General features: G+C 29.6%; 12 protein-coding genes. 10 read left to right on the forward strand and 2 right to left on the reverse strand.

Features of this window, described 5'->3' with window-relative positions:
- Positions 1-10 precede the first annotated feature (10 nt).
- From WG945_RS03845 to WG945_RS03865, 5 genes are all read left to right on the forward strand, one after another.
- On the forward strand, positions 11-1,624 hold the full coding sequence (locus WG945_RS03845) for a CTP synthase (protein WP_068448376.1): 1,614 nt from the start codon (positions 11-13) through the stop codon (positions 1,622-1,624).
- Positions 1,625-1,834: 210 nt separating this feature from the next.
- Positions 1,835-3,718, forward strand: a complete 1,884-nt coding sequence (gene yidC / locus WG945_RS03850; RefSeq protein ID WP_068448379.1) for a membrane protein insertase YidC — start codon at positions 1,835-1,837, stop codon at positions 3,716-3,718.
- Positions 3,719-3,928: 210 nt separating this feature from the next.
- Positions 3,929-4,765, forward strand: coding sequence for a hypothetical protein (locus WG945_RS03855; RefSeq protein ID WP_231874562.1), 837 nt, complete (start codon positions 3,929-3,931; stop codon positions 4,763-4,765).
- A gap of 1 nt (position 4,766) precedes the next feature.
- Positions 4,767-5,945: an AAA family ATPase gene (locus tag WG945_RS03860; RefSeq protein ID WP_068448383.1), complete on the forward strand. Its 1,179-nt coding sequence runs from the start codon at positions 4,767-4,769 to the stop codon at positions 5,943-5,945.
- Between the two features lie 486 nt (positions 5,946-6,431).
- A complete protein-coding gene (locus WG945_RS03865) occupies positions 6,432-6,788 on the forward strand; it encodes a DUF6567 family protein (protein ID WP_157603543.1) in 357 nt (118 codons plus the stop codon).
- 340 nt (positions 6,789-7,128) lie between these two features.
- Here the strand turns inward: WG945_RS03865 and WG945_RS03870 are convergent, their stop codons facing one another.
- Positions 7,129-8,322: a THUMP domain-containing class I SAM-dependent RNA methyltransferase gene (locus WG945_RS03870; RefSeq protein WP_068448387.1), complete on the reverse strand. Its 1,194-nt coding sequence runs from the start codon at positions 8,320-8,322 to the stop codon at positions 7,129-7,131.
- A 180-nt stretch (positions 8,323-8,502) separates the two neighbouring features.
- Between WG945_RS03870 and WG945_RS03875 the strand changes: the two genes are divergently transcribed.
- Positions 8,503-9,228 carry a class I SAM-dependent DNA methyltransferase gene (locus WG945_RS03875; protein WP_068448389.1) on the forward strand — a complete coding sequence of 242 codons (726 nt, stop codon included), beginning with the start codon at positions 8,503-8,505 and terminating at the stop codon, positions 9,226-9,228.
- A complete protein-coding gene (locus WG945_RS03880; RefSeq protein ID WP_068448391.1) occupies positions 9,225-9,902 on the forward strand; it encodes a ZIP family metal transporter in 678 nt (225 codons plus the stop codon). Before WG945_RS03875 ends, WG945_RS03880 begins: the two co-directional genes overlap by 4 nt.
- 111 nt (positions 9,903-10,013) lie before the next feature.
- Here WG945_RS03880 and WG945_RS03885 read toward each other — a convergent pair whose 3' ends face one another.
- Positions 10,014-12,197, reverse strand: coding sequence for an ATP-dependent DNA helicase RecQ (locus tag WG945_RS03885; RefSeq protein ID WP_068448392.1), 2,184 nt, complete (start codon positions 12,195-12,197; stop codon positions 10,014-10,016).
- Between the two features lie 144 nt (positions 12,198-12,341).
- On the opposite strand from WG945_RS03885, the gene WG945_RS03890 reads away from it, so the two are divergent.
- Genes WG945_RS03890 through WG945_RS03900 form a run of 3 tightly spaced genes read left to right on the forward strand, consistent with a single transcriptional unit; the run spans position 12,342 to position 14,456 of the window.
- Positions 12,342-13,310: a KpsF/GutQ family sugar-phosphate isomerase gene (locus tag WG945_RS03890; protein WP_068448394.1), complete on the forward strand. Its 969-nt coding sequence runs from the start codon at positions 12,342-12,344 to the stop codon at positions 13,308-13,310.
- On the forward strand, positions 13,310-14,137 hold the full coding sequence (gene tatC, locus WG945_RS03895) for a twin-arginine translocase subunit TatC (protein ID WP_068448396.1): 828 nt from the start codon (positions 13,310-13,312) through the stop codon (positions 14,135-14,137). Before WG945_RS03890 ends, tatC begins: the two co-directional genes overlap by 1 nt.
- Positions 14,112-14,456, forward strand: a complete 345-nt coding sequence (locus tag WG945_RS03900) for a carboxymuconolactone decarboxylase family protein (RefSeq protein ID WP_068448397.1) — start codon at positions 14,112-14,114, stop codon at positions 14,454-14,456. The genes tatC and WG945_RS03900 overlap by 26 nt, the downstream gene beginning before the upstream one ends.
- Positions 14,457-14,495: the final 39 nt, after the last annotated feature.

The raw sequence follows: 14,495 nt of genomic DNA on the forward strand, positions 1-14,495 counted from the left end.
TAAGAATACCATGAGTAATACTAAATATGTTTTTGTAACAGGAGGCGTAACATCATCACTTGGAAAAGGAATTATTGCTGCATCACTGGCAAAATTATTACAGCAAAGAGGCTTTTCTGTAACTATCCAAAAATTAGACCCTTATATTAATATAGACCCAGGAACTTTAAATCCGTACGAGCATGGAGAATGTTATGTTACAGATGACGGAGCAGAAACAGATTTAGATCTAGGTCATTATGAGCGTTTTTTAAACATTCCTACCAGTCAATCTAATAATGTAACTACAGGTAAAATTTATCAATCTGTAATTAATAAGGAACGTAAAGGAGAGTTTCTAGGAAAAACGGTACAAGTTATTCCGCATATTACGGATGAAATTAAACGTAGAATCCAAATTTTAGGTGAAACGGGAGATTATGATATTGTAATTACAGAAATTGGTGGAACCGTTGGTGACATTGAGTCTTTACCTTATGTAGAGTCTGTTAGACAAATGCTTTGGGAAAAAGGAGAAGATAATGCTATTGTTATTCATTTAACATTAATCCCTTATTTAGCTGCTGCAGGTGAGTTAAAAACAAAACCTACACAACACTCTGTAAAAATGTTAATGCAAAGTGGTGTTAGTCCAGATATTTTAGTGTGTAGAACAGAACATGAAATTTCTGACGATATTAAACGTAAACTAGCATTGTTCTGTAACGTAAAACAAGCAGACGTTATACAATCTATAGACGCAGAAACTATTTATGATGTGCCTAACTTAATGTTAGAGCAAGGTTTAGATACTGTTGTTTTAAATAAACTAAAGCTTTCTTCTAAAGGAGAACCAGAATTAAAAGTTTGGAACAACTTCTTAGACAAACATAAAAACCCAAAACACGAAGTAGAAATTGCTTTAATTGGTAAATATATTGAGTTGCAAGATTCTTATAAATCTATTACAGAAGCTTTTATTCATGCGGGTTCTACGCATGAAACAAAAGTAAAAGTTCGTTGGGTACATTCTGAAAGTTTAACACCTAAAAACGCAGAGAAAAAACTAAAAGGTGTAAATGGTATTTTAGTGGCTCCTGGTTTTGGTGATAGAGGTATTGAAGGTAAAATTAGAGCGGTAAGATATGCAAGAGAAAACGATATTCCTTTCTTCGGAATTTGTTTAGGAATGCAAATGGCAGTTATTGAGTTTGCTAGAAACGTATTAGGTTTAGAAAATGCGAGTTCTACAGAAATGAATAAAAGCACCAAAGATCCTGTTATTAATTTAATGGAAAGTCAAGAAAGTGTTACCGAAAAAGGAGGAACCATGCGATTAGGTGCTTGGGATTGTGAATTGAAAAAAGATTCAAAAATATTTAAAGCATATAAATCTGAATTAATAAGCGAACGTCACAGACATCGTTATGAGTTTAACAACGCGTATTTAGAACAAATTGAAGCTGCTGGAATGAAAGCAACCGGAGTTAATCCAAAAACAGGATTGGTAGAAGTTGTAGAAGTACCTACACACCCTTGGTTTGTTGGTGTGCAATACCATCCAGAATATAAAAGTACCGTTTTAAAACCACATCCTTTATTTGTAGATTTTATTAAAGCTGCATTAAAACAGTCTAAAAAATAAAAAGTATTAGTTAACACAGTCGAAACTTAAAACCTTTCGACTGTGCTTAAAAGTGACATTATAAAAATTAGGAATACTATTTGAACTACATAATTAGTATCAAATATAAAGTAGCAAAAATGATATAAAGCTGCTTTTTAACTACATTTGTCGCGGTTTTATCAAAAGATCTTTTTGGTTTAATGACAAATTGACATTTTAAAATAACACATGGAACAAAAAAAATTCGATATCAATTCTTTTATAGGAATGTTATTATTAGGAGGTATTTTATTATACTGGATTAACACTACCAAACCAGACGAAACTACCGATGCCTCTACCAATACAGAACAAACTGTAGACTCTACAAACAATACATCGAATACTTTTACAGAAAACGCTCCCGTTTTTGAAAACGATTCTTTAAAACAAGTTGCTTACACCAATAAATTAGGCGCATTTGCACAAAGTGCTATCAATGGTTCTGAAGGTACTTCTGTTATAGAAAATGAATTGGTTAAATTAATTGTTAGCAATAAAGGTGGGCAAATTATTGAAGCTGAAATTAAGAATTATAAAACACATGATTCTTTACCTTTATATATGGTAAAAGATAAAAACGCTTCTTTTAACATCAATTTTGGTACAACAGACAATAGAATTTTAAATACCAAAGACTTATTCTTTGAACCTAGTCTTACTAAAAACGGAGAAACGACTGTGTTATCTATGAAATTAAAAGTTTCAGACACTCAATTTCTTGAATATAGATATGAGATGAAACCAAAAAATTACATGGTTAATTTTGCAGTTCGTTCTCAAGGCTTAAGTTCTGTAATTAACTCTTCTACCCCAATTAATTTAGATTGGTCTTTAGATGGTTATGCACATGAAAAGAGTGTAAAAACAGAAAACACCATGTACTCTCATCTTTATTACAAAACAGAAGATGATGTAGATTATTTAAACGCTGGTAAATCAGAGGTTTTAAATGATGTAGACTGGATTTCTTACAAACAACACTTCTTTACCTCTATCTTATTAACAGATACTCCTTTTAATAATACTACTGTAACTTCTACAGATTTGATTAAAAATGAAGAGATAGATACTGTTTTTACAAAACGATATGAATTAAAAACGCCGTTAGAATTAGCTAGTGGTGAGTTAAATTATAACATGAAATGGTTTTACGGACCAAGTGATTATAATTTATTAAAGACTTTTAAAGATACAGATTTAGACCATACTGCAGATTTAGGTTGGGGAATATTTGGTTTCTTAAACAGAACTGTATTTTATCCTGTATTTAATTTCTTAAAAGGATTCTTATCTAACTACGGATTAATTATTATTTTAATGACTATTGTTGTTAGAATCATCATGTCTCCATTAGTATACAAATCTTATTTATCGAGTGCTAAAATGAAGGTAATTAGACCAGAATTAACAGCATTAAATGATAAATATCCAGGAAAAGAAAACGCAATGAAGCGTCAGCAAGAAACCATGGCTATTCAGCGTAAAGCAGGCGTTAGCATGATGTCTGGTTGTATACCTGCCATTTTACAAATGCCAGTGTTCTTTGCATTGTTTAAGTTTTTTCCTACCAACTTAGCATTAAGACAAGAAAACTTTTTATGGGCAAATGATTTATCTTCTTATGATATGATTTATCAATTACCTATTAAGATACCATTTTATGGAGATCACGTAAGTTTGTTTCCAATATTAGCTTCTGTAGCCATTTTCTTTTACATGAAAATGAACCAAAGTCAGCAAGCAAATATGCAACCACCTACGCAAGAAGGAATGCCAGATATGGGTAAAATGATGAAGTACATGATTTACTTCTCTCCTATTATGATGTTGTTTTTCTTTAACAACTACGCAAGTTCTTTAAGTTTGTACTACTTTATTTCTAACTTGTTAACTATTGCAATTATGTTAGTAATTAAAAACTACGTAATTGATGAAGATAAGATACACGCTCAAATTGAAGAAAACAAAAAGAAGCCGGAAAAGAAGAAGAGTAAATTCCGTCAAAAAATAGACGATGCTATGAAACAAGCGCAAGAACAACAAGCGCAGCAAAAGAAAGGTAAAAAATAAAGGCAATGCCTTTAGATAATTTTAAAAGTCCAAAACTTAATTGTTTTGGATTTTTTTTTGGTTGAAAAACAGGTCGTATTACTCTTTACTATTGTCGCAAAAAAGCTAACTTAGCTAACTACTGATATAAGTCTTTAAAACGATGTCATATCATTGTTAAAGTTGTGTGTAATGTGAAAAAACTCAGTTGAAAAAGAAAAAAATAAGTAAATGATCTTCAATATATACTATATCAACTTCCCAAAAGTTTATGAAATCAAAATGATGCTAAGTAATGTTATTTCTCTTAGCCGAGAAGAACAAACTGACAAAAGCACAGGTAAAGATATTGACTATCGAGGAAAATTAGGAGCGAAATTTTTAACCTTATTCAATACCGAATTAGAGGCGGGAAGAAAAAACATCAAATCTGACTCTCAAAAAGTATTAGAAACGTTTGAAATAAAAACGACTAAATCTGTTATTTTAAATGAAATAATAGAAAAAAGTCAAACAATTAATAACTTTTCACAAGTAAAAGAAGGTAAATTAATTAAAATAGATAATGTTAATCTTTCTTTAGAAAATGAAACAGAATTAAGAACTGTTAAATTATTTGCTAATGGTTCTTTTAAAGGAATGAATATTCCTGGAGCAGATGGTTTCGATATCAACAATCTTTTTAATTCAATGTTTAAAGATTATGCATACAAAATAAGAGGTACAGTTAATGGCTCAGAAGAAGAATTACTAGTCAAAATCCCACATACATTTGAAAGTGAATTTGAGAGTTCTTATAGCGTTGATGATTTATTTATTGGCAAAGTTTCAATAGTAGGTTTATATAAAGGAAAAATAAAAGTTGACTCCTTAAAAAATTCTTTTGAATTCTTCCAAGAGGTTGGAAATATGCAAAACTCAAATAACAATCAAGAAATTCAGGATAGTCAACACATAACTCAAACAAATAACACAAATAATTTATTTGTAAGCTCAAGTCAAGACAACAAGGAATTTCATTACATAGATTTACTAGCAATAGTTCAAAACGTAACACTTCCTGACTAAAATGATTGATAAACTCTTATTTTACAACAAAAATTACTTTGCTTTTTATAAAGACTTAAAAAAGAAAGAAGGAAAAGAAATAATCTCAATTACAGAAAGCCTACGCAATTTTGATAATGCCTTAGAAGTAAATAAGCATACGCAAATCGTAGACATCAGCTCATTAGCTGGTATTAATAATATCCAATATAATTCAGAATCTGTTTTCCCTCAATTCCCTGAAGAGACGATATTTATAGCTGATAATAGTTTTAAGAAATTACTTGAATACGAACTAAGATTTTGTTTTCAAGAATTTCAAGATATAAATATCGTTGGAGATTTCGAGGTTGTTGATGAAGAAGAATTTATAGGAAAACAAAAAAAATTAAAACATAAAAAAATAATAGATTTAAGTAATGACGATATTTCTGATTTTACTAAATCATTTGTAAACAGAATCTATGGGCACGATAAATTCAAAGCCGATTTTGAAGAACTTATTAGAAATTTTAGAGTATTTAATAAATTAGGAGAACATAAAATTCTTTCCATTTTTTTAATGGGAGATTCGGGTGTTGGAAAAACTGAGGTTGCAAGAGCAATACATAAATCATTAAAAGGCAAAAAAAAATTAGCTAAAATTAATTTTGGAAATTATAGTAGTGATAATTCATTAAATTCTTTAATTGGAAGCCCTAGAGGTTATATTGGTAGTGATGAAGGAGAAATATTTATTCGAGTTAAAGACTCAGATACTGGAATCATATTAATAGATGAATTTGAAAAATCTAACGCAACATTGTTTAATTATTTTCTAGATGTTTTAGAAAATGGAAAAATAGTTAGTTCATTAGCTGAAGAAATTGATTTAAATGGGTTTATAATAATTTTTACATCAAATATTAGTAAAGAAGATTTTCCAAAAAGAATTTCTCCAGAGCTAAGGTCAAGATTTGATTATAAAGGTTTTTTCACTCTATTAAATGAAAAAGACAAAAGAAAGTTTGTTGAGTTTAGAGTAAGGGATATTATTCAAAAATTTAATAAAAGTTATTCTACAGAATTACCAACAGAAATTAACGAAACCATCTGTAATCAAATTAGAGTCGAAAAATTTGAAAATATGAGAGAATTAAATAAAAACATTAAAGATACATTTGTGAAGTGTGTTATGATTTACACAGCCGAAAGTGAATAAAACACGACACACAACATTGGCTTTAATTAATACGGGTTTTGGTTCTTACCCCAAAGTTTAGTGCTTTTAAACTAAGTCCGCCAAATCTTTTTGATTTGGATTTATAAAGAAAAAGATAAAAAAAATAAAAAGATTTAGCTAAGCACCTAAATGAAAGCTCACTACCTTCAATTCCCTTACTAACCTAAACGTTAACTAAATCAAAAAAACACCTTAAAAAAACTCATTTAGTTTGATAATAACACTTCTTATTAAAACAACTTTATACTATCACTAATACTACTTAAATTTAAAAATAAACCATACAGTTGGGTCTAATATTTTACACAACGTTCTATAAAATTACGGAAATCCGTAGTCTCAATTTAAAGAATTAAAGTAATTTTAGAAAATTAAAATAGTGAATCAATCATATTTAAATTACGTCTGAACAAGCTGAAAAAAGACTTAAAAAAGAAGTAGGCATAATTATATAACATTTCTTAAATGAAAAAAACTTTTTTTATCATGGTTATTGCTGCAGCACTAACCTCTTGCAAAACATCTAGCCTTTACAGTGGAGGTTATCAACAACAAAATCAAACTCAAACAATCTTATCAAGTTCTAATTTTAACGTATTAGGTAGTTTTACTGGTACTGTTACAGAAAAAATATTGACAGGAAACATCACAAATAAAGTAGGAATTATCGCTAGAGCTAAAGCAAAAATGTTAGAAGATGCAAAAGCTGCAGGTGTAGAATTAATAGGTAGTAGAGCACTTGTTAATGTATCTGTTGATTTAATTGAAACAAAAAAAAGAATTTCAGCAACTATGACTGCAGAAATAATAGAATTTAAATAAAATACTAATTTCAGGTTTTCTCTAAACAATCTAATTTTAAATAAATCTAAGTAAGATAAGAGTTGAAAATATCTTTATACAAATTAGATTATAAAACGAAAAGTGTCTTAAATAAATCGAAATTTTCAATTTATTTAAGACACTTTTTAATATTTAACTTTACTTATATAGCTATCCTAACTTTTACAAACAAGTTTAGCCCTGATTGAAGAGGCATCCTTTTTGTTTTTCACAAAAAGATATAACGGAAAGCAGGAAATAGCTTCTAATAAAGATTCCTCAATCGTTAAAAGAATTCATTTCTTAATAATTAACAGATGGCTTCGTTCCTCGCAATGACTTAATCATTTGTTTCTTCTTCTGTATTCGTATCGTCTTTACGTTCTTTAAACTTACGAGTTCCTTCGTACAAATCATACTTTACAAACTTACAGTTTAAATCTCCGTTTTTAAGGGCAATTCTTTTAGAAGTTCTTAAGCCTACACATTTTAAAGCGTCTGTATCTGAAGTAATTAACCAAGCCGTAGAACCTGGGTAATTATTTTTTAAGGTATCACCAATTTTTTTATAAAACTCTTCTGTATCAATATTTAAACGCTCGCCATAAGGTGGGTTAAACAGAATAGTAGTGTTACCAAAAACTTCTTTGGTAGAGTTAAAAAAGTTAACGTGGTGCACACCAATAAACTCATCTAAATTGGCATTCTCTATATTGTCTTGTGCTTTTTGTACAGCAGAAGGCGCTTTATCGAAGCCCATTATTTTAAAGTGACAAGAACGAATTTTCTTTAACAAAGATTCTTGAATGGTAAAATACAAGTCTTCATCATAATCTTTCCAATTTTCGAAAGCAAATAATTTTCTGTTGATGTTTGCCGGAATATTATTGGCAATCATAGCAGCTTCAATTAAAATAGTACCAGAACCACACATTGGGTCTATAAAGTTTTCCTCACCCGTATAACCAGATAATAAAACCATACCTGCAGCTAAAACTTCATTTATAGGGGCAATATTGGTAGCGGTTCTATACCCTCTTTTGTGTAAAGAATCTCCAGATGAATCTAAAGAAACGGTTAACCACTCTTTTTGTATGTGAATGTGAATCTTTAAATCTGGATAATCTAAATCTACATTGGGTCTTTTACTATATTTATGTCTAAAATAATCTGCAATTGCATCTTTAGACTTTAAGGAGATATAATGTGAGTTAGATGTAAAGTTTTTAGAATTTACTACGGCTCCTATTGCAAAAGTACCTTCTGTTTCTAAATAGTTTTCCCATTTAATTTTCTGAATCGCTTCATACAAATCTTCTTCATCGTAGATTTTACAAACTTTAATGGGTTTTAAAATTCTTACAGCGGTTCTTAAAGCAATATTTGCTTTGTACATAAAACCGGTATCTCCTCTAAAAGAAACCATTCTAACACCTTCTTTAACATCTTGTGCTCCTAGGTCTCTTAATTCTTTTGCCAAAACACCTTCTAAACCGAAAAGTGTTGTTGCTGTCATTTTAAAATCTTTGTTCATGCTCATAAAATTGACTGCAAAAATACTATTTATAAATAGCTTTTATACTAATTAAGAAATTCATTTTACAGAACGTAAGATTTGGTTACTTTTACAGACTGAAAAGCCTATAATGGCAAAAGGCTAAGAATAGCCAATAGCAATGAAAGTAATTAACTTGTTATTGCAAATTTTATACAAATGAAAACAAAAGATTGGTTTACAGATTGGTTTAACACCTCTTACTATCACACACTTTATAAGGAACGAAATGACGATGAAGCGCAATTGTTTATGAAGAATATTACTTCTTTTTTAAACTTGCCAAAAACAACGCATATTTTAGACTTACCTTGTGGTAAAGGGCGTCATTCTGTGTTTTTAAATTCTTTAGGATACACCGTTACCGGTGGTGACTTGGCAGAAAATAGTATTAATGCTGCAAAAGAGTTTGAAAATGATACGTTAAAGTTTAATGTGCATGACATGCGCAAACCTTTTCATCATACTTATGATGCCGTATTTAATTTATTTACCAGCTTTGGTTATTTTGAAGATGATAAAGAAGATATTTTAATTCTTGAAAACATTAAAAACGGACTGAATAAAGATGGCTTTTTTGTATTTGACTTTTTAAATGCCGAAAAAGTGAAACTGAATTTAGTTTCTGCAGAAACAAAAACTGTAGACAATATTACCTTTCATATTAAAAGAGAAATTAAAGATGGATTTATCTTAAAGCATATTTCTTTTTTTGCTGATGGAGAAAACCATGCATATACAGAACAAGTAAAGTACTTAGACCTTGCAAAAATGACTGCTTTTCTAGAAACAGTTGGTTTTACTATTACCACTGTTTTTGGAAATTACAACTTAGATAAATTTGAAGCAAAGACTTCTGATCGATTAATTATTATTGCAAAATGAGTTACATTCTTTTATTAACAGCTGTTTTTATTGGTTCTTTATTGGTTTTTATAATCAAACCCGGTAAAAAGGTAGTACGTTTATTATTAGCTTTTAGTGGTGCCTACTTATTATCTGTTACCATTCTACATTTATTGCCAAGTGTATATGCAGAAACAACAGCATATAAGAAGATAGGAATCTTTATATTGATCGGAATTATTATTCAGTCTGTATTAGAATCTTTTTCTAAAGGTGCAGAACACGGACATATTCACATTCATTCTGAAGGAAAAGAGTTCCCGACCTTGTTATTTATAAGTTTGTGTTTACATGCTTTTTCTGAAGGTTTACCAATTCATCATGCAGGAGATAATTTATTATGGGCAATTGTAGTTCATAAAATTCCTATTGCATTTGTTTTAACTACTTTTTTAATTCAGACAAAGTATTCTAAAAAAACAACTTTTATTTTTTTGATTCTTTTTGCGTTTATGAGTCCTCTTGGATTATTATTAGGAGATAAAATTCCATTTTTTACAACCTATGCCAAAGAAATAACCGCTTTAATTATTGGTGTTTTCCTTCATATTTCTACCATTATTCTTTTTGAAGGTTCTGAAAATCATAAATTTAATTTGAAAAAATTTACTGCAATTCTATTAGGAATATTATTAACTATTTTTACATTATAGTTTTTTACTTCTTATTTAAAAACAAAAAAACACCTATTTCTAGGTGTTTTTTTGTTTTAATATTAAATATATCGCTTATAAATTAGACTATAATATTCTATAGTATCTATATTAATTAGCCACTTCATTTATAAATTTAATTCGCATTAAACGCAATTCATCTTCGTCATAATCTCCATCAAACTCATCTAAAGCATCTTGAATCTTATCTGTATCAGCTTCCATAAAATAATCATGAATTTCTTCTTGCTGATCTTCATCTAATAAATCATCTAAAGAGTAATCGATATTTAACTTGGTTCCAGAAAAAATAATCATTTCCATCTCCTTAATTAATTCATCCATTTTAAGTCCCTTAGACTTAGCGATATCTTCTAATGGTAATTTTTTATCTGTATTCTGAATGATAAAAAGTTTTAAACCAGAGTTTGTACCTGTACTTTTTACAATTAAATCATCTGGTCTTAGAATATCATTTTCATCAACATAAGTAGCTATTAATTTAATAAAATCTTTACCAAATTTTCTTGCCTTACCTTCTCCTACCCCATGAACGGTAGATAACTCTGCTAAAGTTATTGGGTATTTTAAAGCCATGTCATCTAATGATGGATCTTGAAAAACAGCAAATGGAGGCACACCTTGTTTTGTTGCGACTCTTTTACGTAAATCTTTTAATAGTTTTACCAATTTATCATCAGCAACTCCATTCATAGATTTCGCATTTGTAATGATTGTATTATCATCCTCTTCACTATAAGAATGATCTTCTGTCATCATAAAAGAAGTAGGATTCTTTATAAATTCATTTCCTTTTTCAGTTAATTTAACAACACCATATTGCTCAATTTCTTTCTTTATTAAATTAACCACCAAAACTTGTCTGATTAATGCCATCCAATAAAGAGCAGATTTATCTTTACCACTTCCAAAAAAGGGTTGTAAATGTGTTTTATGAGAAGTTAATAATGCATTTTCTTTACCTACAATTGTATTTACAATCTCTTTAGATTTATACTTTTGTAAGGTCTTTTTTACAACATTTAATAAGAGTTTTACGTCTTCTTTAGCTTCGTGTTTTTTCTTAGGATTTCTAGAGTTGTCGTCCATATCTGCTCCATCTCCATTTTCAGCGTCAAATTCTTCACCAAAATAATGCAACAAATACTTTCTTCTATTCATAGACGTTTCTGCATACCCAACAACTTCTTGCAATAATGCATGACCAATTTCTTGTTCTGCAACAGGTTTGCTTGCCATAAATTTTTCTAACTTCTCTATATCTTTATAAGCATAGAAAGCTAAACAATACCCCTCTCCATCATCACGACCAGCTCTACCAGTTTCTTGATAATAACTTTCTAAACTTTTAGGAATATCATGATGAATTACAAAACGAACATCTGGTTTGTCAATTCCCATTCCAAAAGCAATAGTCGCCACCACAACATCACAATCTTCCATCAAAAACATATCTTGATGCTTCACACGTGTTTTAGCGTCTAAACCAGCGTGATATGGAACGGCTTTAATTCCGTTTACTTGTAATATTTGAGCAACTTCTTCTACTTTTTTTCTACTTAAGCAGTAGATAATTCCAGATTTACCCATTCTTTGTTTTACAAAGCGAATAATATCTTTCTCTACTTCTTTAGTTTTAGGTCTTACTTCATAAAATAAATTAGGTCTATTAAATGACGCTTTAAATCTATTTGCTTCCGGAATTCCTAATGTTTTTAGAATATCTTCTTGTACTTTTTCTGTTGCAGTTGCCGTTAAACAAATAACAGGTACATTATCTATTGCCTTAATAATGTGCTTTAGATTTCTATATTCGGGTCTAAAATCATGCCCCCATTCAGAAATACAATGTGCTTCATCAATAGCTACAAAAGAAATTTTTTGCGTTCTTAAGAAAGTAACGTACTCTTCTTTTATTAAAGATTCTGGTGCTACGTACAACAGTTTTGTAATTCCGTTAGCAATATCTTCTTTAACTTGGGCTATTTCTGTTTTATTTAAAGATGAATTTAAAACATGCGCCACACCATTATGCTCAGAAATACCTCTAATTGCATCTACCTGGTTTTTCATTAATGCAATTAATGGAGAAACTACTATAGCTGTTCCGTCTGCCATTAAAGCAGGCAGCTGGTAACAAAGTGATTTCCCTCCACCTGTTGGCATTATTACAAAAGTATTATTGTTTTCTACAATACTTTTAATTACTTGCTCTTGTAAACCTTTAAATTTATTAAATCCAAAGAACTTTTTTAGAGGGGTGTATAAATCCATTTATATAATTATTCGTTTAACTTTAAAAACAATTCACAAACATACTATAATATAATATTTGCTCTAACTATTATTTGTAGTAAATTTGCTTGTTTCTTAATCTAAAGATATAACTTTTTTTTATTCTGATAAAATACCAAACATTTGAAAAAGACAAACACAATTATTAATACTGCCATAGAAACTATTTTAACAGAGAGTAATGCTATTGCTAATTTAGCAAAATTAATTGACGCTGACTTTGAAGAAGCCGTTAAATTTATTTTAAATTCTAATGGAAGGGTTATTGTAACCGGAATTGGTAAAAGTGCAAACATTGCTACTAAAATAGTTGCTACTTTAAACTCTACAGGTACACCTGCAATTTTTATGCATGCAGCAGATGCTATACATGGAGATTTAGGTAATGTACAAAAAGACGATGTTGTTATTTGTCTTTCTAAAAGTGGTAATACACCAGAAATTAAAGTTTTAGTTCCATTGATAAAAAATTATGGAAATAAAATTGTAGCCATTACAGGTAATGTAGACTCTTATTTAGGCGAACATGCAGATTTTACATTAAATGCATATGTAGAAAAAGAAGCCTGCCCTAATAATTTAGCACCAACAACAAGTACCACTGCTCAATTAGTTTTAGGTGATGCACTTGCTGTTTGCTTATTAGATTTACGTGGTTTTACAAGTAAAGATTTTGCTAAATACCACCCAGGTGGTGCTTTAGGAAAACGTTTGTACTTAAGAGTTTCTGACTTGGTAGAAAACAACCAAGTACCTGCTGTGAATGAAACAGACAGTATTGCCAAAGTAATTATAGAAATTTCTGAAAAAAGACTTGGTGTTACTGCCGTTTTAAATAATGGAACATTAACAGGAATTATTACCGATGGTGATATTAGAAGAATGCTTTCTAAATCTACACAAATTTCTGAAGTTACAGCAAAAGATGTGATGGGTAAAAACCCAAAAACAATTTTTGAAGACGCAATGGCAATAGATGCATTAACTACTATGGAAAAAAATAGCATTACACAAATGTTAGTGGTAGATCATAAAAACAATTACGTTGGAGTTGTACATTTACATGATTTAATTAAAGAAGGTATTTTCTAATGGCAGAAAAACAAAAAGAAATGTCCTTTTTAGGTCATTTAGAAGAATTAAGATGGCACTTAGTAAGAAGTGCTGCAGCAATATTTATCATAGCAATTGTATTATTTGTGTTTCAAAAAGAAGTCTACGAAAACTTTTTATTAGCACACAGAAAATCTGATTTTATTACCTATCAACTATTTTGTGATTTTTTCACTTATTTTAAGTTAGATAGCGGCTTTTGTAATGTTGTTTTTAAAGATAATTTAATAAGTTTAAAACCAACTCAACAATTAATGAATTCTATTTGGTCTTCATTTATATTGGGTATTATTCTGTCTTTCCCTTACCTATTGTGGGAAATTTGGCGTTTTGTTGCTCCAGGATTGACAAAAAATGAAGTAAACAAGTCTAGAGGTTTTATTTTTATAGCTTCTTTTCTATTTTTCTGTGGTATCGCTTTTAGCTTTTATGTAATTGCACCAATATCTATACACTTTTTGTATAATTATCAAATTACCGATTTAATTCAGAATAACTTTACAATGGACTCTCATATAGGACTAGTTACCAACATGTTATTAGGAGTTTCTATTTTATTTGAATTGCCTGTCTTAATTTATTTTTTAACAAAAATAGGATTAGTAACACCCGATTTTTTAAAGAAATACAGAAAACACGCACTAGTAGTTGTATTAATTTTAGCAGCAATCATTACACCTCCAGATGTTGCTAGTCAGGTAATTGTAGCAATTCCTATCCTTATTTTATACGAAGTAAGTATTAGAGTTTCTAAAATAGTAATTAAAAAACAAGAAAAAGATGCACGAAAAGGTACAAGAGTTTAATGACTATCGTCAGAAAATGAACGATAAAATTTTAGATTCTGATAATAAAGTAATCAAAAGAATATTCAATTTAGACACAAATACGTTTAAAGAAGGGCATTTACCGGTTAAAACTAAAGAGCTTTTAGGTTTAGTTGCTTCTGCTGTTTTACGATGTGATGATTGTGTACAATATCATTTAGAAGCTGCCATGAAAAACGGAGTTACTAAAGAAGAAATGATGGAAACCATGTCTATTGCAACCCTTGTTGGTGGTACTATTGTTATTCCTCATTTAAGAAGAGCTGTTGAATATTGGGAAATGTTAGAGAATAAGTAAATCGTTATCTGTAAAAAACAAATGTTATGAATCTATTAA

The organism is Polaribacter atrinae (assembly GCF_038023995.1).
In the GTDB taxonomy this organism is placed as follows: domain Bacteria; phylum Bacteroidota; class Bacteroidia; order Flavobacteriales; family Flavobacteriaceae; genus Polaribacter; species Polaribacter atrinae.

Coding starts and splice junctions, on each gene's coding strand:
- WG945_RS03845 (WP_068448376.1), top strand. CDS start 11: ATGAGTAATACTAAATATGTTTTTGTAACAGGAGGCGTAACATCATCA.
- yidC (WP_068448379.1), top strand. CDS start 1,835: ATGGAACAAAAAAAATTCGATATCAATTCTTTTATAGGAATGTTATTA.
- WG945_RS03855 (WP_231874562.1), top strand. CDS start 3,929: ATGATCTTCAATATATACTATATCAACTTCCCAAAAGTTTATGAAATC.
- WG945_RS03860 (WP_068448383.1), top strand. CDS start 4,767: ATGATTGATAAACTCTTATTTTACAACAAAAATTACTTTGCTTTTTAT.
- WG945_RS03865 (WP_157603543.1), top strand. CDS start 6,432: ATGAAAAAAACTTTTTTTATCATGGTTATTGCTGCAGCACTAACCTCT.
- WG945_RS03870 (WP_068448387.1), bottom strand. CDS start 8,322: ATGAACAAAGATTTTAAAATGACAGCAACAACACTTTTCGGTTTAGAA.
- WG945_RS03875 (WP_068448389.1), top strand. CDS start 8,503: ATGAAAACAAAAGATTGGTTTACAGATTGGTTTAACACCTCTTACTAT.
- WG945_RS03880 (WP_068448391.1), top strand. CDS start 9,225: ATGAGTTACATTCTTTTATTAACAGCTGTTTTTATTGGTTCTTTATTG.
- WG945_RS03885 (WP_068448392.1), bottom strand. CDS start 12,197: ATGGATTTATACACCCCTCTAAAAAAGTTCTTTGGATTTAATAAATTT.
- tatC (WP_068448396.1), top strand. CDS start 13,310: ATGGCAGAAAAACAAAAAGAAATGTCCTTTTTAGGTCATTTAGAAGAA.
- WG945_RS03900 (WP_068448397.1), top strand. CDS start 14,112: ATGCACGAAAAGGTACAAGAGTTTAATGACTATCGTCAGAAAATGAAC.